23 protein-coding genes and 1 pseudogene are annotated in these 16,873 nt (G+C 60.3%); 17 read left to right on the top strand and 7 right to left on the bottom strand.

Translation table 11 applies throughout. The features are described 5' to 3' along the window. Positions 1-5: 5 nt before the first annotated feature. Positions 6-923, top strand: coding sequence for a myo-inosose-2 dehydratase (iolE, locus tag H4W29_RS03310; protein ID WP_112967937.1), 918 nt, complete (start codon positions 6-8; stop codon positions 921-923). A 1-nt stretch (position 924) separates the two neighbouring features. Here iolE and H4W29_RS34900 read toward each other — a convergent pair. Next, positions 925-1,075, bottom strand: a pseudogene (locus H4W29_RS34900) (endonuclease domain-containing protein); the annotation flags it as partial. A gap of 19 nt (positions 1,076-1,094) precedes the next feature. Between H4W29_RS34900 and iolB the strand changes: the two are divergent. The 4 genes from iolB (at position 1,095) to H4W29_RS03330 (ending at position 3,366) form a co-directional block, all read left to right on the top strand. Then, a complete protein-coding gene (gene iolB, locus H4W29_RS03315) occupies positions 1,095-1,892 on the top strand; it encodes a 5-deoxy-glucuronate isomerase (protein ID WP_192727651.1) in 798 nt (265 codons plus the stop codon). Positions 1,893-1,983: 91 nt separating this feature from the next. After that, on the top strand, positions 1,984-2,229 hold the full coding sequence (locus H4W29_RS03320) for a DUF1127 domain-containing protein (RefSeq protein WP_192727652.1): 246 nt from the start codon (positions 1,984-1,986) through the stop codon (positions 2,227-2,229). A gap of 50 nt (positions 2,230-2,279) precedes the next feature. Next, entirely contained in the window at positions 2,280-3,113 is an 834-nt protein-coding gene (locus H4W29_RS03325; RefSeq protein WP_192727653.1) for a helix-turn-helix transcriptional regulator, read from the top strand. Positions 3,114-3,201: 88 nt separating this feature from the next. Further along, positions 3,202-3,366, top strand: coding sequence for a hypothetical protein (locus tag H4W29_RS03330; RefSeq protein WP_192727654.1), 165 nt, complete (start codon positions 3,202-3,204; stop codon positions 3,364-3,366). A 38-nt stretch (positions 3,367-3,404) separates the two neighbouring features. On the opposite strand, the gene H4W29_RS03335 is transcribed toward H4W29_RS03330, so the two are convergent. After that, positions 3,405-4,772 carry an MATE family efflux transporter gene (locus tag H4W29_RS03335; protein WP_192727655.1) on the bottom strand — a complete coding sequence of 456 codons (1,368 nt, stop codon included), beginning with the start codon at positions 4,770-4,772 and terminating at the stop codon, positions 3,405-3,407. A 37-nt stretch (positions 4,773-4,809) separates the two neighbouring features. After that, positions 4,810-5,250, bottom strand: coding sequence for a glyoxalase superfamily protein (locus H4W29_RS03340; RefSeq protein ID WP_192730658.1), 441 nt, complete (start codon positions 5,248-5,250; stop codon positions 4,810-4,812). Positions 5,251-5,619: 369 nt separating this feature from the next. On the opposite strand from H4W29_RS03340, the gene H4W29_RS03345 reads away from it, so the two are divergent. Then, on the top strand, positions 5,620-5,958 hold the full coding sequence (locus tag H4W29_RS03345) for a hypothetical protein (protein WP_112544807.1): 339 nt from the start codon (positions 5,620-5,622) through the stop codon (positions 5,956-5,958). 62 nt (positions 5,959-6,020) lie between these two features. Here the strand turns inward: H4W29_RS03345 and H4W29_RS03350 are convergent, their stop codons facing one another. After that, entirely contained in the window at positions 6,021-6,467 is a 447-nt protein-coding gene (locus H4W29_RS03350; protein WP_192727656.1) for a baeRF12 domain-containing protein, read from the bottom strand. 258 nt (positions 6,468-6,725) lie between these two features. Here H4W29_RS03350 and H4W29_RS03355 point away from each other — a divergent pair, with 258 nt between their 5' ends. The 3 genes from H4W29_RS03355 to H4W29_RS03365 all read left to right on the top strand — a co-directional run bounded on the left by H4W29_RS03355 (position 6,726) and on the right by H4W29_RS03365 (position 8,915). Further along, the gene (locus H4W29_RS03355; protein WP_192727657.1) at positions 6,726-7,127 is read left to right on the top strand and encodes a DUF2177 family protein; all 402 of its coding nucleotides are present in this window, start codon (positions 6,726-6,728) and stop codon (positions 7,125-7,127) included. A 182-nt stretch (positions 7,128-7,309) separates the two neighbouring features. Then, positions 7,310-7,708, top strand: coding sequence for a PilZ domain-containing protein (locus tag H4W29_RS03360; RefSeq protein ID WP_192727658.1), 399 nt, complete (start codon positions 7,310-7,312; stop codon positions 7,706-7,708). A 94-nt stretch (positions 7,709-7,802) separates the two neighbouring features. Further along, positions 7,803-8,915, top strand: a complete 1,113-nt coding sequence (locus H4W29_RS03365; protein WP_192727659.1) for a pyridoxal phosphate-dependent aminotransferase — start codon at positions 7,803-7,805, stop codon at positions 8,913-8,915. Positions 8,916-9,061: 146 nt separating this feature from the next. Here H4W29_RS03365 and H4W29_RS03370 read toward each other — a convergent pair whose 3' ends face one another. Then, positions 9,062-9,331, bottom strand: coding sequence for a sel1 repeat family protein (locus H4W29_RS03370; protein WP_192727660.1), 270 nt, complete (start codon positions 9,329-9,331; stop codon positions 9,062-9,064). Positions 9,332-9,762: 431 nt separating this feature from the next. On the opposite strand from H4W29_RS03370, the gene H4W29_RS03375 reads away from it, so the two are divergent. The 3 genes from H4W29_RS03375 (at position 9,763) to amn (ending at position 12,000) form a co-directional block, all read left to right on the top strand. Beyond that, positions 9,763-10,101: a DUF2147 domain-containing protein gene (locus H4W29_RS03375; RefSeq protein ID WP_192727661.1), complete on the top strand. Its 339-nt coding sequence runs from the start codon at positions 9,763-9,765 to the stop codon at positions 10,099-10,101. Positions 10,102-10,245: 144 nt separating this feature from the next. Then, entirely contained in the window at positions 10,246-10,425 is a 180-nt protein-coding gene (locus H4W29_RS03380) for a hypothetical protein (protein ID WP_192730659.1), read from the top strand. Positions 10,426-10,497: 72 nt separating this feature from the next. Continuing rightward, positions 10,498-12,000: an AMP nucleosidase gene (gene amn / locus H4W29_RS03385; RefSeq protein WP_192727662.1), complete on the top strand. Its 1,503-nt coding sequence runs from the start codon at positions 10,498-10,500 to the stop codon at positions 11,998-12,000. Positions 12,001-12,044: 44 nt separating this feature from the next. Here amn and H4W29_RS03390 read toward each other — a convergent pair whose 3' ends face one another. Further along, a complete protein-coding gene (locus tag H4W29_RS03390) occupies positions 12,045-12,212 on the bottom strand; it encodes a hypothetical protein (RefSeq protein ID WP_192727663.1) in 168 nt (55 codons plus the stop codon). A gap of 259 nt (positions 12,213-12,471) precedes the next feature. Between H4W29_RS03390 and H4W29_RS03395 the strand changes: the two genes are divergently transcribed. Genes H4W29_RS03395 through H4W29_RS03410 form a run of 4 tightly spaced genes read left to right on the top strand, consistent with a single transcriptional unit; the run spans position 12,472 to position 14,809 of the window. Beyond that, complete coding sequence (locus H4W29_RS03395) at positions 12,472-12,822, top strand: YciI family protein (RefSeq protein WP_192727664.1); 351 nt, start codon at positions 12,472-12,474, stop codon at positions 12,820-12,822. A gap of 11 nt (positions 12,823-12,833) precedes the next feature. Then, positions 12,834-13,193, top strand: a complete 360-nt coding sequence (locus tag H4W29_RS03400) for a YciI family protein (protein WP_192727665.1) — start codon at positions 12,834-12,836, stop codon at positions 13,191-13,193. A gap of 2 nt (positions 13,194-13,195) precedes the next feature. Next, positions 13,196-13,555: a YciI family protein gene (locus H4W29_RS03405; protein ID WP_192727666.1), complete on the top strand. Its 360-nt coding sequence runs from the start codon at positions 13,196-13,198 to the stop codon at positions 13,553-13,555. Between the two features lie 18 nt (positions 13,556-13,573). Next, positions 13,574-14,809 carry an RNA polymerase sigma factor gene (locus H4W29_RS03410; RefSeq protein ID WP_192730660.1) on the top strand — a complete coding sequence of 412 codons (1,236 nt, stop codon included), beginning with the start codon at positions 13,574-13,576 and terminating at the stop codon, positions 14,807-14,809. Between the two features lie 4 nt (positions 14,810-14,813). On the opposite strand, the gene H4W29_RS03415 is transcribed toward H4W29_RS03410, so the two are convergent. Then, on the bottom strand, positions 14,814-15,782 hold the full coding sequence (locus H4W29_RS03415) for a lysylphosphatidylglycerol synthase domain-containing protein (RefSeq protein ID WP_192727667.1): 969 nt from the start codon (positions 15,780-15,782) through the stop codon (positions 14,814-14,816). An 80-nt stretch (positions 15,783-15,862) separates the two neighbouring features. Here H4W29_RS03415 and H4W29_RS03420 point away from each other — a divergent pair, with 80 nt between their 5' ends. Then, a complete protein-coding gene (locus tag H4W29_RS03420) occupies positions 15,863-16,873 on the top strand; it encodes a glycosyltransferase family 2 protein (RefSeq protein ID WP_192727668.1) in 1,011 nt (336 codons plus the stop codon).

Consider the following 16,873-nt stretch of genomic DNA (forward strand, 5'->3'; position numbering starts at 1 on the left):
CATTCATGAAGGCCAAACTCGGCATGTCGCCCATCGCATGGTGGAATGACGACCTTCCCGAACTCAGCGACGACGTTTCTCTCGAGGAATGCCTGCGCCAGTCCCGCACCGCCGGCTTTACCGGCATGGAGCAGGGCCGCCGTTTCCCGAGCAATCCGCAAGAGATGCTGCCCATTCTGCGCGCCGCCGACGTGACGCTCTGCGGCGGCTGGTTTTCGGGCACGCTGGTCAACGAGGAGCTTGCGGCCAACAAGGACCGTATCGCGCCGATGATCGAGCTGTTCAAAGCGGTCAATGCCCCCTGCATCGTCTATGGCGAAGTCGGCCGCTCGATCCAGGGTGATCGCTCCAAGCCGCTCGCGACCAAGCCGCGTCTTGGAGATGACGAGATGAAGGCCTATGCGCGCCGTGTGACCGAATTCGGCGAATGGTGCGCCGAGCAGGGCATGCCGCTTTCCTACCACCATCATATGGCAGCTGTCGTCGAGACCGAGCCGGAGCTCGATGCCTTCATGAAGAATTCGGGCGCGGGCATTCCGCTGCTGCTCGATGCCGGGCATCTGGCCTTTGCCGGCGGCGACGTGCTGCGCGCGATCGACAATCACCACGCCCGTATCAACCATGTGCACGTCAAAGATATCCGCAAGGCCGTCGTCGATGGCCTGGATCGCAGCAAGCAATCCTTCCTCGACGCGGTGGCGCTCGGCGCCTTTACCGTGCCGGGCGACGGTTCGCTCGATTTCGGCGCGATCGTCAAGCGTTTCGCCGATTATGGTTATGAAGGCTGGTTTGTGGTTGAAGCCGAGCAGGATCCGCGCAAGGCGCCGCCGCAGAAAATGGCCGAGATCGGTCATGCCGAGCTGATGCGGGTCATGACGGCTGCTGGTTATACGGTGGAGACCGAAGGTTTCCCGAAAGGGTAACTACAAAACTGCTGGAGCCCGGAGCCCCCTCATCCGCCCTTCGGGCACCTTCTCCCCTGGGGGAGAAGGGAAAAAGAGGCGGGCGCGGCATATGCCTTCTCCCCAGCGGGGAGAAGGTGGCGGCAGCCGGATGAGGGGGCCGCACTCACCAATTCAGGAGGAGAAACACCAATGCCAAACCTCAAGGTAAAACCGTCAGGCAAGACCGGCCGCGTCACGCACGTGACCCCAGAAAGCGCCGGCTGGACCTATGTCGGCTTCGACATGTACCGTCTGAAGCCCGGCGAGACGGCCTCGGGCGAGACCGGCGAACGCGAGGTCTGCCTCGTCTGGGTGAGCGGCAAGGGCAAGGCTTCGGCCGGCACCAGGGATTTCGGCACGCTCGGCGAGCGCATGAGCCCCTTCGACGGCGCGCCGCACGCTCTTTATATTCCGATGGAATCGGCATGGTCGGTGACGGCCGAGACGGATCTGGAGCTTGCCGTCTGCTCTGCTCCCGGCGGCGGCACCTATGAGGCGAAGGCCATTCCGCCCGGCACGCATCCGCCGCTGACGCGCGGCAAGGGCACGAATGTGCGCTACGTCAACAATATCATGCCTGAAGACGACAGTTCCGCGCACTCGCTGCTCGTCGTCGAGGTCATCACGCCCGGCGGGCACACCTCGTCCTATCCACCGCACAAGCATGATCAGGACAATCTTCCGCATGAAAGCATGCTGGAAGAGACCTATTATCACCGCCTCAACCCGCCCCAGGGCTTCGGCTTCCAGCGCGTCTATACGGACGACCGCTCACTGGATGAGGCGATGGCCATCGAAGACGGCGACGTGACGCTGGTGCCGAAGGGCTACCACCCCTGTGCGGCGACGCATGGCTACGACCTCTATTATCTCAATGTCATGGCGGGACCGAAGCGTGTCTGGAAGTTCTACAATGCGCCGGAACATGAGTGGCTGCTGAAAGCCTGATCCGGCTGCAGATCGCTAAATAATCTGACAGCGGGCGAGCCGCGCAGATGGTTCAATCCTTCCATTCAAACGCAATGGATGGAGGAACACCATGCGCGGCTCTAGCCTTACAATTTATGCCCAGACCACCCGACGCACGGAAACCGGACAGTCCCGGCTTCTTGCAAGTCTCGTCACTGGTTTTCGCTTGATAGCACGCAAGCTCGCCGAACGGCGCAGTCGCAGTGCCGTTATGGAGTTGTCCGACGATCAGCTCAAGGATATCGGCCTTTCCCGAGGCCAGATCGACAGCGACGTGCATATCTCGAGCCACTACTGGAGCAACAAAGGATTGTGATAGGGTGCTGCAGCGGGCACCGCTCGCCGCGCAAAAATCCGGAACGACCGATGTCGCAATTTTCGACCGCATTGCTCTTGAAGACGAAAACCGTCGCGATCCGCGACATCGTCTGCAATGGGGAATGCCGCCACAAGAGCGACGAGGAATGCGCCCACAAGACGAGCCTCGTCTATCCCTATCGCGGCGTCTTCATGCGTCATGTCGGGCGCACCGATACGGTGGCGGAAGCCAATCAGATGCTCTTCTTCAATGCCGGACAAGGCTATCGCATCAGCCATCCTGTCGAGGGCGGCGATGCCTGCATCGATCTTTCCATCGACGAATCCCTTTTGGCCGAGCTTGCGCCCAGGGATCAGGTGCAGGCCGGCGAGCTGTTCGGTTTCAAGCGTCAGCGCCGGCGCATCGATCCGCGCGCGCAGGCGCTTGTTGCGCTTCTTCGCCACGGGTTGCGCCGGGGTGTTGCCGAGACATTGGAGGCGGAAACGCTGGCGCTTACGCTTGTGCGCCGTTCGCTCGGCGAGCGCACCTCGCATGCGGCGGGTGCGAGTGCCGGTCGGCAGAAGCTTGTCGACCGGGCAAAACTCGTGCTCTCCTCCGATCTCGCGCGGCGCTGGACGCTTGCCGAGATCGCAACGGAAGTCGGCGTTTCGCCTATCTATCTGACGCAGGTTTTCCAGCAGGTGGAGGCAACCCCGCTTTACCGCTATCAGCTTCGGCTTCGCCTTGCCCGCGCGCTCGATCTTCTCGGCGAATATGAGGATCTGACAGCGCTCGGCCTCGATCTCGGCTTTTCCAGCCACAGCCATTTCACCGCATCCTTCCGCCAGGCCTATGGCCAGACGCCGGCGGAGTTCCAGCGCGCCACGCGGCTGCGGGCATAAAGTCGCTAAAGAATTCGACAGCGACGAAAGGACCACCGGTGGTCTTATGATCCTGCCCCAGACGGGGAGCCAACCGGAGGATGACAAGATGAAGAAGACCACATGCGCTGCCTGCGACTGCGAACTCGGACCTGACGCGATCAGCGTCAAGCTCGGCGGCAAGACCGTCGAGGTCTGCTGCGAGGAATGCGCGCAGGCGCTCGGGGAAGCGGAGGCTGCCACGGCATCCGCGCCCGCAGCCGCCAAGGATTGAAAACAAGGACGCGCCCACAGAGGCGCGGCCTTTTTCGCTCAGGCTGGCAACAGCCCGTAACGCCAGCCGAGCCGCCTGGCATTGCGCGCAAGCACCGTGAAGGCCAGCAGGAACATGCAGGCTTCCGCAAAGACCGGTACCATCCAGATACCCATCTCCCCGAAAGCATGCGGCAGCAGGAATGTCAGCGGCAGCGTGAAGAGATAGGCGCGCGACAGGCCGAAGATCGCCGCGCGCCTGGCATCGCCGATCGCCTGGAAATAGCCCGACAGCACCATCATCTGGCCGAACAGGAAATAGGCGCCGACCGTCCAGGGCAGAATGCGCGAGACCTCGGCGATGACGACGGGGTCGGCGACGAAGACATGGCCGAGGCGGCTTGCCAATAGTTCGACCGTGATCTCGACGCCGGTGCAGTAGACGAGCGCCGCGACCAGCGCGATCTGCAGGCTGCGGCCGACACGCTCGGAAAGGCCGGCGCCATAATTGTTGCCGCAGATCGTCTGGAAGGCGATGTTGAGGCCGAGCAGCGGCAGGTAGGCAACCGTCATGACACGGGTGATGATGCCGTAAGCGCCGACGGTCGCGACATAATCGCCCTCGCCCCAGATCGACAGATTGAAGATGACGGCGGCCGAGCAGAGCGAGATGCCGATGAAGCCGAGGCTCATCGGGGCGCCGAGCGCCAGGATCGGCTGCCACTCCGCAAGCGGAAAGCGGGTTGCCGGGCGCAGTGCGCGTTCGTTGCGCCAACGGTAGATCAGCACGGCAACAAGGCAGATCGCCTGTGCCAGCACGGAGCCCAGCGCCGAGCCGGCGACACCCCATTGCAGGATTGCCATGAAGAACCAGTTGGCGACGATGTTGAGTGCCGTGGCGGCGAGCATCACCATGGTCATGAAGCCGATCCGGCCTTCGCTGCGTAGGGCATCGATATTGAGCGACAGGAAGAAGGCGATGGGCGCGGCACCGACCATGATGCCGATGAAGGTGCGGGCATTTTCGGCAACGGCGAGGTCGGCTGCGGCGGCATTGTCGACGATGCGCCAGCCGATGGTCCAGTAGATCGCGTTGATGACAAGCACGACGGCGATCGCCAGCACATGGGCGGCCGCAAAGGTGCGCCGGGCGGCATCGCGATTGCCGGCCCCGAGTTCACGGGCAAGGATGCTTGCCATGCCGTTCGAGACGAGCGACTGCAGGGCCACCAGCATCATCAGGCCGGGAAAGATCAGGGTGACGGCGGAGAGCGCGCCGGCCCCGACATAGGCGCCAAGGAAATAGGCATCCACCACGGCAAAGAGGCCGTTGATGGTGGTGATCAGGATGATTGGCAGCGCCGTGCGGGCAAAGACCGAAGGCAACGAGCCAGTCAGGAATGCATTTGTTTGCGAATTTGAAGTCATGGACGGAATCCGGGTGTTGCGGGCAACGATCAGGCTGTCAGATATCGAGAACGAGATGCGGCAGACCGTTCGAGGTCTTGCGCGGCGAGACGCCATTCTCGTCGATCTGGGCATGGACGCGCTGGCGGAAAGCCGAGAAGCTCTCGAAGGTCACGACATCGACGGGCTCATCGAAATGGATGGTGATCCTGTAGAACTCGCTGCCCGGGACAGCCGACAATGCGAGAACCTTGCCGGTGAAAGGCTGGTTCAAGTACCGCCCGCGGATATGGGCGCCGACGAAGATCGGCGACGCAGGCTTGTCATTGGGCTTGGCAGCAAGGGCCGAGAGCGTATTCCAGTCGCGGGCGCCATATTGGCGGGCAATCAGCTCGAGAGCGGCAGCATGGGTGATCTCGCTGCCGCGCTCGGTCATGGCCTGGCGCAGGCGCTTTGCCTGGGCCTTCAGTTCATCAACCGGCGGATAGGTTATAGTCATGGTGGTACGAGTCATGGAGTCAGCCTTTCAAAGGCATGCCATTCGACTGTCAGGGGGGCTCGCATTGCCGTCAGTCAGCATGCACAGTGGCTGTGACCATGATTGCGAGGGCTTCACCATGGATCTTCATCCGCGAGCGGCCGGTGCCTCGAACCGGTTTCTCTATGCGCGACGACGGATGCCAAGTCAAGATCGGCACACATCCGGTGAAAAAATGGGCAGATTCTGGACAATATTGCCGACGATAAACGCGTTATGCCGTTAGATTTTGCACAAGCTTTCAATTTTAAAGATATTGTTCAGCAGATGTGAGCAATCCTGCGTTAAAGTCCGATCATACAACAAGCGGAGGCTGACATGGCCTTTCAGATGCACCTCGATACAGAACATCCCAAGCCCGAACAGGCTTACAGAGAATTCAACCTCGATCGGCCGGGCAACATCATCTTTGTCGGCCATCACCTCAGCACCGGCACGCAAGTCCGCTGCCTGATCCGCACCATCACGCTCGCCGGCGCGCTGCTGGAAGTCAGCCCCAGCCTGGAAATGCCGCAGAATTTCTTCCTGGAAATCCTCGGCATCCATGACGAGATCGGCGCGACCGTGGTCAAGCGCGAAGACGAGTTCGTGACCATCAGCTTCAACATGCTGCTGAACCCCGAATTCCTGCATCACGTGCTGCGGTTGAGCTTCGAAACCAGCCTCTGATTCCCTAATCTAAGAACGCGGGCCATGTGACCCGCGTTTCAAAGAGCGATGGCTTGTGGCGATCAGGCGGCGAGATGCCGCTCGATCTGGTCGACGGGAAGATTGGTGTAATCCTTCGCCACTTCCGCCGAGATCGCTGCCTGCGCATCGGCGCTGAGATTGGGCCGCAGCGTGCCGAGCGCGCGCGGAGGCGCCACCAGAACGATGCGGCTTGCCTCCTTCTCATGCACGAGCTCGTCAAGCTTTACGGCAACTTCCTTCAGGAAGTCGGCTTCGGCCTGGTCCTGCCAATTGGTCTCTTCCATGGCGCTGCCGCTGAGCCCATCCGGGGCGTAGGCGCGGCCCGGCTTGTCGGTGCCGAGTTCGCGCGTCGGCTGGTTGGGCTGCGTAAGAGTTTCACGGACCTGGAGGTTCATCAGCTCGGCGTCACCGGCATTCTGCAGGATCAGGGCTTTTGCCCCATCGCACACGACGACCCAGGATTCCCAGGGAACTTTGACATCTGTCATTTCAGTTTCCTCGCTTTCATTATTGGAAGCAGCGCACCGCCTAGAGCGCCGTGCGTCCATTCGGACGCACAAAGGACGCTCTAACTTCTTGAATCTACACATCGTGCTTACCGAAAATCGATTCCGATTTTCGGGCAGATGCTTAGGAGAAAACGTCCGGCAATTGAAAGAGTTCGGGAAAAATCTGAGCAAAGAGAATCAACGGCGATCCGCAAGGCAGGCCATGGCGTAGAAGGGACAAAGCGGAGACCAAAGACGATGAAGACAGCGCTTGTCGCCTATGCCGGTTGCCTTCTTACCCTTGCCGTTGTTGACGCCATATGGCTCGGCATCGTCGCCCGCACCTTCTATCGCGATCAGTTGGGCGAACTGATGCTTCCCTCGCCGAACCTTGGCATCGCAGCGCTTTTCTATCTGCTCTTCACGGTTGCGGTCGTCATACTTACGGTTTTGCCCGGGCTTTCCAGCGGATCGATCGGCACGGCGCTTCTCTATGGTGCCATTTTGGGACTGGCGGCTTACGGCACGTACGACATCACTAATCTGTCGACACTGAAGAACTGGCCGCTCGCCATGAGCCTGGTAGATATGGCCTGGGGAACCTTTCTGACGGCACTTAGCGCTGCCGGGGGTTATTGCGCGGCAAGATTCCTAGCCTGAGCGACGACAAGTTTATTCCCAAGAGGGCACAATAGATGTGCCGCTAACGCACAAATTTCAAACTCGTTAAAATTGTAGTTTTATATTTGACGAATGTGAAAAACATTCGTGTGAGCCTCGCTATTGAACAGCCTGAAATTTGAACTGCCTCAAATTTTGAACTGCCTGACGGAGAATGCGAAATGGAAATGCTCCGCGCAACGCACCTCGCCACGGTGAAGTCGGCTGTCTACGATATTCGCTGGGAGGAGTTCAACGTCAAGCGGCCGGCTCGTATTGTGGCCGTTCGCCCCTGCCTGACCGGGATTTCGATGCGCAGCGCCGAAATTCTCGACATTTCCCAGGGCGGCGCGACCTTCGTCGTGTCGACCACGGCCGGCCTGCCCAAGCATTATTATCTGAATATTCTTGGGCTCGCCTATCGCATCGGCTGCGCCGAGGTCTATCGCCATAACGAGCGCATCGGCGTTCGTTTCATCAACCTGATCGAGCCGGACGTTCTACGCAAGGTAGTGCGCGCCGACTTCATGATCGGCAACACGGAAGCGATCGACGCGCGCCGGAACGGCAGCCGCGTCTGAGCCGTCGCGAGCGTGAAATAATCTTGCTTGCCTTGGCAAAGCGAGAGCCTATTGTTGCGCGGCTTTTTCAATAGTTCCGGGAAATTGCCCTCGCATGTCTGCCTTCTCGCGCTTCACGCCGCTTGCCAGCGCCCTGCCCTCCACCGTTCCTTTCGTTGGCCCCGAGGCTATCGAGCGCCAGCGCGGTCTGAAGGTTGAAGCGCGCATCGGCGCCAATGAAAACGGTTTCGGCCCGGCTCCCTCGGTCATTGCCGCCATGCGCGAGCAGGCCGGCGACATCTGGAAATACAACGATCCGGAAAACTACGCGCTGCGGGAGGCGCTCGCCACCCATCTCGGCGTGACTCCGGCCAATATCGCCGTCGGTGGCGGCATAGACGAGTTGCTCGGGCAGATCGTACGGCTGGTGATCGAACCCGGCGGTACCGTCGTGACCTCCTTCGGTGCCTATCCGACCTTCAACTTCCATGTGAACGGTTTCGGCGGCCGGCTGGTCACGGCTCCCTATGCCGGCGACCGGGAAGATCTCGACGCGCTGCTTGATGCAGTCAAGCGTGAGAACGCGCCGCTTGTCTATTTCGCGAACCCTGACAATCCGATGGGTAGCTGGTGGGATGCCGACAAGATTGTCGCCTTTGCGCGCGCCCTGCCGGAAACCTGCCTGATGATCCTCGACGAAGCCTATAGCGAGACCGGCCCAGCCTCCGCCCTGCCGTCGATAGAGTCGCTCATCGATCTGCCGAACATCGTGCGCACCCGCACCTTCTCCAAGGCCTACGGTCTTGCCGGCGCCCGCGTCGGCTATGTCATCTCGACGCCGGGCACGGCGCAGGCCTTCGACAAGATCCGCAACCATTTCGGGATGAACCGGCTTGCGACGGTCGCAGCCCTCGCAGCCCTCAAGGATCAGGCCTATCTTTCCGAAGTGATCGGGAAAATCCATGCCGCGCGCAACAGGATCGCTGATATTGCCAGAGCGAACGGCCTGCAGCCGCTGGTATCAGCCACCAATTTCGTGGCTGTGGATGCCGGGCGCGACGGCGCTCACGCACGGGCCATCGTCGACGGATTGATGGAGCACGGCGTCTTCATTCGCATGCCGGGTGTCGCGCCGCTCAACCGCTGCATACGCGTCAGCGTCGGGCCGGAAGCCGACATGGCGCGGCTTGAAGAGGCGCTCCCGCTGGTCTTGAAAAAACTCGCCTGACAATGGGAAACCCAAACGGGTAAACCGCGGCCGGCGGGAGGGCGCCGGTCGCGGTTTCCTTCTCCGGCGTCGGCCCCGTCCAAAGCGCCCCGCCAGTTCCCTCTTTTGAGGTTGTTATTTTGTAGAACTTCTATTGGAGACGTTCCTTAGTGGATCGTCATCCATTCGCGGGCGGCGCGGAGCGCTTCGGCAAGCTGCATCTTGCTCATAGAAGCGGCCACATCGGCGCGCAGCTCGGCGGCGCGGTCGTTGCCCTTGATTGCGGCGATGTTCAGCCACTTGTGAGCGGAGACGAGATCGATCTGGCAACCACGACCGGTCGCATACATCAGACCCATTTCGCAGAAGACATCGGCGCTGTTGTTTTCGCCACCCATGGTGGCCATTTCAGCATTGTGCATTTCAAAGCGTGCCATCGGTTCTATCCCTGTTTAGCCTGTTAAGACGTACCCTGTTTTACCTTTGGGCCTTGCCATCTTCTGCGGCTTGCGGCCTCTCCGGTCCGGCGGGTTTGCCCCGCTCGTTTGATGGGTTCACTATGCCGAACGGCTTTCAAAAAACGCCTAAAATGCATGATTAATTTGACGCAAACAAAGTGCAAATGCTTGGTAAACTTGGGTTTTTGTTAAACATCGGAATCCCTGCGAATTAAGGATTTTCCAGCGCCTTTTACGAAAAATTCAGATTTGGAAATTGAGGATTTGTTCACTATGAAATCAGCATCGATCTGGCCATCAGCAGAAAAAACCTCGCCCGGAGGCCGGATTTTTGGCGCTTCCCACAACGTATTTACCTTTACGTTCGCGTCAGTTATTTTCGCGCCATTTCATATCTCATGGAGGAAGAGATGATCCGTACCCTCGTTCTTGCCGGCGCACTGGTACTTATTGCGGGCCTTGCACAGGCGGATGAGCCGATCGTCGGCAACTGGAAGACCCGCGCCGGCGATACGGCGGTGATTGCGCCCTGCGGCGGCGCATATTGCATCACGTTGAAGACCGGCAAATATGCCGGCAAGAAGATCGGCAGACTGTCCGGCACCGGCGGCAGCTATAGCGGTGAGATCACCGATCCTGCCGACGACAAGACCTATAGCGGCTCGGGCAGCATCTCCGGCGGCTCGCTCAAAATGCAGGGCTGCGTGATGCAGGTCTTCTGCAAAACGCAGACATGGACTCGCCTTTGAGACCCGTCTCTGAAACGCTCAGGCAGGTTCTGAGAAGCTTAGCCGGCCTCAGAAACTGAACGCAAAATGAACCGCCATCTCAGCACCCGTTCAGCCACATCATGGCAAAACAGCACCATGAAGGGCGCATATCGGGGTAAGGACGTGGACGTGTTCATTCTGGCGAGACGGTTTACAATCATAACGCTGTTTGCGGCGATCTTCGCGATCTCTTTTTCGGCAGTCGTCGTGCACACCGGCGGCGGCGGCGCGCAGCAGTCGCATTTCGGTGCGAACTATACCTGCCTGAAAAGCAGCGGCGGTTACTGCACTGCCATCCGCTGAGACCCGGGAAAAATCTGGGTCTCAGCCTTTGAGCGTCGTTTGCTTGTTAAAAACGACTCTCTATAATGCCTCATGAGCAAACGAATCTATCCCCTGTCCGCTTTCGACATTTCGTCCCCTCCCCCTTTCGAGCCGCAAGCCTTCGATGATCCGGCAAGAGCCGTCGAAGTTTTGACGGAACTCTATGAGCGCAACACATCGTTCCTGATCGACAGCTTCACGAAGCTCGCGCAAGGGGCGCCGGTTACCTCCCGCTACCGCGCTTTCTACCCGCAGGTCAGCATCGAGACGGCGAGCTTCGGCCATGTCGACTCCCGCCTCTCCTATGGTCATGTGACTGCACCGGGCGTCTATACGACGACGGTCACCCGGCCGAAGCTTTTCAAACATTATCTGAAGGAGCAGCTGCTGCTCCTGATGAAAAGCCACAATGTGCCTGTCGTCGTCTCGGAATCCTCGACGCCGATCCCGCTGCATTTCGCTTTCGGCGAGGGCGCGCATGTGGAAGCGTCGGCTGCGGCCTTCGTCGATATTCCGCTACGCGATCTCTTCGATACGCCCGACCTCAACACGACGGATGACGAGATCGCCAACGGCGAGTATCTGCCGCCACCGGGCGAGCCCTCACCGCTGGCACCCTTTACCGCACAGCGCATCGACTATTCGCTGGCCCGCCTGTCGCACTATACGGCGACCGGTGCCGAGCACTTCCAGAACTTCGTGCTGTTTACGAACTACCAGTTCTATATCGACGAGTTCTGCTCCTGGGCACGCAAACTGATGGCAGAAGGCGGCGAAGGCTATACGGCCTTCGTGGAGCCCGGCAATATCGTCACGCTGGCAGGATCGAGCGTTCCGGAAACGGATGCCGTGCTTTCCCGCCTGCCGCAGATGCCGGCCTACCACCTCAAGAAGAAGGGCCATGCCGGGATCACGATGATCAATATCGGCGTCGGTCCTTCCAACGCCAAGACGATCACCGACCATGTGGCCGTGCTTCGCCCGCATGCCTGGCTGATGCTCGGTCACTGCGCCGGCCTGCGCAACAGCCAGCGCCTCGGCGACTATGTTCTGGCGCATGCCTATATGCGCGAAGATCATGTGCTGGATGACGACCTGCCGGTCTGGGTGCCGATCCCGGCACTTGCCGAAGTGCAGGTGGCGCTCGAGGCTGCCGTTGCCGAGATCACAGGTTACGAAGGCTTCGAGCTGAAACGCATCATGCGCACCGGCACGGTCGGCACGATCGATAACCGCAACTGGGAACTGCGCGACCAGGCAGGCCCGGTGAAGCGCCTGTCGCAGGCTCGCGCCATCGCACTCGACATGGAATCGGCAACGATCGCCGCCAACGGCTTCCGCTTCCGCGTGCCTTACGGGACGCTGCTCTGCGTTTCCGACAAGCCGCTGCATGGCGAATTGAAGCTGCCGGGCATGGCGACCGCCTTCTACCGCACGCAGGTGAACCAGCATCTGCAGATCGGCATAAGAGCAATCCAGAAGCTTGCCGCCATGCCGCCGGAAGCCCTGCATTCGCGCAAGCTGCGCAGCTTCTTTGAGACGGCGTTTCAGTAACATATCAGACGCAGCCCGTCCCGTTGGCCGCGCTGCGCAATGTTTCAGGTGCCTGCTGACATCTGCAGCGCTGCGATAAGGCCGGCAAATGTCGCCAACGCAATCACCGCCCTCACCATTAGCCTTATCAGGTCGGCATTCTCCAGCGGCGGCATCTTGCGTACGCCGCGTGTGACGATCAGATGTGCTATTCCGAATTCAAGCATGCTCATTGCTCCATCTCCTCGATATTGTCGGATGAAGCTTTGTCGAGCGCCGTCTCGATGTTTCGACACGCAAACCGCTTAAAAGATATTTTTCTTCCCTGTCGAAAAGCGCCTAGGCTGTTCGTCTCTAAGCATCGGCCCGAAAATCGAGATAGATTTTCGGAAAGCCCGATGCGTAGATTCAAAGATTTAGAGCGTCCTTTGTGCGTCCGAATGGACGCACGGCGCTCTAAGGGCTGTGAAAGCACAGCATGGAGGATAAGCAATGAAGTATCTTTGCCAGGTTTGGTTCGACGGCAGGGTGCTGTCGGCCTTGTCGCAGGAAGAGAAGAACAAGCTCGGCCGGGATTCGCTCGCCTATGACCGCGATCTTGCCGACAGCGGTCATATGATCGTTGCCCAGGCGCTGCAGTCGCCGCAATCGGCGGTCACTGTCAGGGTGCGCGGCGGCGAAATGTCGGTCACCGATGGCCCCTTCATCGAGACGAAGGAAGCGCTCGGAGGCTTCATTTTGATCGACGCCAAGGACCTCAATGATGCGATCCGGGTTGCAGCCGGCATTCCGCTGGCGAAGCTCGGCGCGATCGAGGTTCGCCCCATCCACGAATTCGGCTGAGGAGTCATGCCATGAAATTTCTAGGTCAGATCTGGTTCGATACCGAAAAGAGCAAACGCGTTACTGAGGAAGAATGGGCTGATGTCACGCAGGAATGCATCGTCAGCGACGACCAATGGCGCGAGAGCGGCCATATGCTGAGCGCGCTAGCGCTCTATGAGCCTGAGCAGGCCGTGACGCTCAGGGTTCGCAACGGCACCGTTGCTGCGACGGACGGTCCCTTCTCCGAAATCAAGGAGCATCTCGGCGGCTTCGTGGTGATCGAGGCCAGGGATATGGCGGAAGCGCAGTCGATCATCTCCACCTTCCCGATCCTCAAATATGCATCGATCGAAATCAGGCCGGGCTATTCGATCAAGGATGGAAGATAGCCATGCGCTTCGTCTGCCTCATCTATAATCCCGCCGATACGGACGGCACACTCAGCCAGGCCGAGGGCGACGAGCTCGTGAGGGCGCATTTCCAGTATGACGAGGAGCTTCAGCGCAAAGGCATCATGATCCATTCCGATGCATTGGAAGGTCCCGAAAGCGCCTCGGTCATGAGAGTGCGCCATGGCATTTTGTCCTCGACCGACGGCCCTTATGTCGAGACCAAGGAACATCTGGCCGGCATTTACATCATCGAGGCGGCCGATCTCGAAGAGGCGCGCAAGGTCGTTGCAGGCATTCCAAGCGTCCGGGTCGGGTCGATTGAATTGCGCCCGGTGAGGCTGCTCACCCTGCCGCAGTGAGGATTGCCCTTGAAACAGGTGATCGGGGAACAGGTAATCGAGGATATCTACCGGCAGCATTCGCGCCGCGTGCTCGCGACGCTGATCCGCCTGCTCGGCGATTTTGACCGGGCGGAAGAGGCGCTGCACGACGCCTTTGCGGCGGCGGCGCGGACCTGGCCGATCGACGGCATGCCCAACAATCCCGTCGCCTGGCTGGTCTCGACCGGCCGCTTCAAGGCGATCGACCACCTCAGGCGGCGGGCCCGCTTCAACGCCTCGCTACAGCACATCGAGGACGGGCTCTACCCCGATGGCACGGAAATGGAGATCCGCGACATGGAACCGATCGAGGACGACATGCTGCGATTGATCTTCATCTGCTGCCATCCGGCGCTTGCCGCCGATGCACAGGCCGCGATGGCATTGCGCGAGGTCTGCGGCTTGACGACGGAAGAGATTGCGCATGCCTTCCTGGTGCCGGCGCCGACCGTCGCGCAGCGTATCGTGCGTGCCAAGAACCGGATCAGGACGGAAAAAATCCCCTATGAAGTGCCTGTCGGGGCGGAGCTGCCGGAGCGTCTGGATCGGGTGCTGCACGTCATCTACCTCGTCTTCAACGAAGGCTATTCGGCATCGTCAGGCAACACGATCGTCCGCGCCGACCTGACGGCCGAGGCGATCCGACTAGCGCGGCTGCTGGCGACCCTGCTGCCGCATCCGGATGTCTCCGGCCTGCTGTCGCTGCTGCTCCTGCAGGAGTCACGCCGTGCTACCCGGCAGGATGGCGACGGCATGCTGGTGCTGCTTGCCGATCAGGATCGTTCGCGTTGGGACCGGAACAAGATTTCCGAGGGGCTTTCGCTGCTGGCTAGCGCGATGAGCGTACCTGACATTGGCATCTATACGGTGCAGGCGGCTATCGCCGCGGAGCACGCGAAGACCGGCAGCGTCGAGGAAACGGACTGGCGCCGCATTGCCTTCTATTACGACCTGCTGATTGCCGCCCATCCCTCTGATGTTGCCGAGCTCAACCGCGCGGTGGCGGTCGCCATGTCCGAGGGACCGGAACAGGGGCTGGCGCTCGTCGACGCCGTCATCGGCAAGGGGCAACTTTCGACCTATCACCTCGCCCATTCGGCGCGGGCGGATTTCCTGCGTCGGCTCGGACGCAGGGCCGAAGCGATTGAAGCTTACGAGACGGCGCTGACATTCTGCCGGCAGGAACCGGAACAGGTCTTTCTGCGCAAGCGCATTCTGGAGCTTAAGACCTAACGGCTTACGATCTAACCTGACCACGACGGCCGAGCGGAAGCGAGATGGCAGTCCCGGTCAAGGCCGAGACGATGATGAGCAGGTGGGCGTTGACGCTTGCCTGGGCCAGCGCATCCAGTGCTGCGCGTTCGCTCGATGCGCCGAAGGCGACCGCACCGGCAGTAATCCCGGCGGGATAGGTGCCGACGCCACCGGGCGCGTGGACCGGAAGGACGGAGGAAAGCTCACCGCCCAGCGCACCGCCGAAGCTTGCGGCCATCGGCATCACGCCCATGAGGCCAAGCGCCCAGGCGAGCACCAGCACCTTCACCAGCCAGTTGACGATCGTCATAGCCCAGGCGCGGCCAAAGGCGACGGCATCGAAAGGCAGTCCATTCTCGATTTCATGAAGTAGCGCCTGCGCCTTGCGCGGCAGAAGTTTTGCACCGAGACGCAGCAGCGGCTTGCGGGCTGCAAAGGCAAAGACGGGCAGGAACAGGAAGATGACCCAGACAAGCCACGCAAGGGCTGCATTCGGAGCGGCCACGGCAAAGCCGAGGCCGGCTGCGGCCAGCAGTGCATGCAGGTCCAACAGCCGCATGACCAGCAGGGCGGAGGTGCCGCGTGTCAGGGGAATGCCGAATTCCGTGCGCATCAGCACCGGAAAGCTGGTTTCACCGGCGCGGAAAGGCAGCATGATGTTCAGAAGGTTATGGATCTGGGTGACGCGGAAGAGCGTCGCGAAACGGCCTGCCGTCTCCCGTGGAAAATAATCGTAGATGCGCCATGTACGCAGGAAATAGGTGCTGGTCAGGAGTATCAGTGCGCCGATGACCGGGCGTGGACCGACGGCGGCCCACTGTTCCAGTATGACCGACCAGCCCCAGAACCATTCGATGAAAAGTGCATAGGCTGCGACGATTGCGACCGTCAGCAGGCTCATGCGATTGCGCAGAAACCAGGATTGCCCGCTTTCAACACTCGGGGTCTTCATGTATCAGGCTTCCTAAGTTTGGCTGCGGCGGCTGGTTTTCATCGGTCTTCCATTGCCGCGCCTTTTAGGAGAAATGAAAGTTGCAGACAACGGTAGAGTCCATTCGCGGTGCGAATGATCAGGTGCAACCGCTCGAGCTGTCGCTGGTCGTTCCTGTTTTCAACGAGGAAGAAAGCATCGGTCCGCTCGTCGAGCGCATCGTCGCGGCGATGGCCGACTATCCGCATCGCTGGGAACTGATCCTCGTCGACGACGGCAGCACGGACGCGACGCTCGTCAATGCCCGCAAGTTCGTCAGCCGCGAAGGGCTGACGCTGCGCATCGTCGAGCTGCAACGCAATTTCGGCCAGACCGCCGCCATGCAGGCCGGCATCGATACGGCGCAAGGCCGGCTGATCGCCACCATGGACGGCGACCTGCAGAACGATCCGAAGGATATCCCTTCGATGGTCTCGGAGCTGGAACGGCGCGAACTCGATCTGCTCGTCGGCTGGCGCAAGAACCGCCAGGACGGGCTGCTGCTGCGCAAAATCCCCTCCTGGTGCGCGAATTACCTCATCGGCCGCATCACCGGCGTCAAGCTGCACGACTATGGCTGCAGCCTGAAGATCTACCGTGCCTCGATCATCAAGCAGGTGAAGCTGATGGGCGAGATGCACCGCTTCATCCCGGCCTGGGTTGCCGGAGTGGTGCCGAGCTCCCGGATCGGCGAAATGGCTGTTACCCATCACGCACGCCAGCACGGCACATCGAAATATGGCATCTCGCGCACCTTCCGCGTGATCCTCGACCTGCTGTCTGTAATGTTCTTCATGCGCTACAAGGCGCGTCCGGGTCATTTCTTCGGCTCGCTCGGCCTCGGCCTCGGCGGCCTTGCAGCGCTGATCCTCATCTATCTCGGCTTCGACAAGTTCATCATGGGCAACGATATCGGCACGCGACCGATGCTGATGGTCGGTGTCGTGCTGCTGCTGTCTTCTGTGCAGATGATCACGACCGGCATCCTGGCGGAGATGATCGCTCGAACCTACTATCGCGACGACGCTTCGCCGAATTATATCGTGCGGCAGATCTTCTCCCGAGAAAGCTGA

The sequence above is a fragment of the Rhizobium viscosum genome, assembly GCF_014873945.1.
GTDB classification, from domain to species: domain Bacteria; phylum Pseudomonadota; class Alphaproteobacteria; order Rhizobiales; family Rhizobiaceae; genus Rhizobium; species Rhizobium viscosum.

Excerpts from the sequence above, each read along its gene's own strand:
- iolE (WP_112967937.1), top strand. The coding sequence starts at position 6 with ATGAAGGCCAAACTCGGCATGTCGCCCATCGCATGGTGGAATGACGAC.
- iolB (WP_192727651.1), top strand. The coding sequence starts at position 1,095 with ATGCCAAACCTCAAGGTAAAACCGTCAGGCAAGACCGGCCGCGTCACG.
- H4W29_RS03320 (WP_192727652.1), top strand. The coding sequence starts at position 1,984 with ATGCGCGGCTCTAGCCTTACAATTTATGCCCAGACCACCCGACGCACG.
- H4W29_RS03325 (WP_192727653.1), top strand. The coding sequence starts at position 2,280 with ATGTCGCAATTTTCGACCGCATTGCTCTTGAAGACGAAAACCGTCGCG.
- H4W29_RS03330 (WP_192727654.1), top strand. The coding sequence starts at position 3,202 with ATGAAGAAGACCACATGCGCTGCCTGCGACTGCGAACTCGGACCTGAC.
- H4W29_RS03335 (WP_192727655.1), bottom strand. The coding sequence starts at position 4,772 with ATGACTTCAAATTCGCAAACAAATGCATTCCTGACTGGCTCGTTGCCT.
- H4W29_RS03340 (WP_192730658.1), bottom strand. The coding sequence starts at position 5,250 with ATGACTATAACCTATCCGCCGGTTGATGAACTGAAGGCCCAGGCAAAG.
- H4W29_RS03345 (WP_112544807.1), top strand. The coding sequence starts at position 5,620 with ATGCACCTCGATACAGAACATCCCAAGCCCGAACAGGCTTACAGAGAA.
- H4W29_RS03350 (WP_192727656.1), bottom strand. The coding sequence starts at position 6,467 with ATGACAGATGTCAAAGTTCCCTGGGAATCCTGGGTCGTCGTGTGCGAT.
- H4W29_RS03355 (WP_192727657.1), top strand. The coding sequence starts at position 6,726 with ATGAAGACAGCGCTTGTCGCCTATGCCGGTTGCCTTCTTACCCTTGCC.
- H4W29_RS03360 (WP_192727658.1), top strand. The coding sequence starts at position 7,310 with ATGGAAATGCTCCGCGCAACGCACCTCGCCACGGTGAAGTCGGCTGTC.
- H4W29_RS03365 (WP_192727659.1), top strand. The coding sequence starts at position 7,803 with ATGTCTGCCTTCTCGCGCTTCACGCCGCTTGCCAGCGCCCTGCCCTCC.
- H4W29_RS03370 (WP_192727660.1), bottom strand. The coding sequence starts at position 9,331 with ATGGCACGCTTTGAAATGCACAATGCTGAAATGGCCACCATGGGTGGC.
- H4W29_RS03375 (WP_192727661.1), top strand. The coding sequence starts at position 9,763 with ATGATCCGTACCCTCGTTCTTGCCGGCGCACTGGTACTTATTGCGGGC.
- amn (WP_192727662.1), top strand. The coding sequence starts at position 10,498 with ATGAGCAAACGAATCTATCCCCTGTCCGCTTTCGACATTTCGTCCCCT.
- H4W29_RS03390 (WP_192727663.1), bottom strand. The coding sequence starts at position 12,212 with ATGAGCATGCTTGAATTCGGAATAGCACATCTGATCGTCACACGCGGC.
- H4W29_RS03395 (WP_192727664.1), top strand. The coding sequence starts at position 12,472 with ATGAAGTATCTTTGCCAGGTTTGGTTCGACGGCAGGGTGCTGTCGGCC.
- H4W29_RS03400 (WP_192727665.1), top strand. The coding sequence starts at position 12,834 with ATGAAATTTCTAGGTCAGATCTGGTTCGATACCGAAAAGAGCAAACGC.
- H4W29_RS03405 (WP_192727666.1), top strand. The coding sequence starts at position 13,196 with ATGCGCTTCGTCTGCCTCATCTATAATCCCGCCGATACGGACGGCACA.
- H4W29_RS03415 (WP_192727667.1), bottom strand. The coding sequence starts at position 15,782 with ATGAAGACCCCGAGTGTTGAAAGCGGGCAATCCTGGTTTCTGCGCAAT.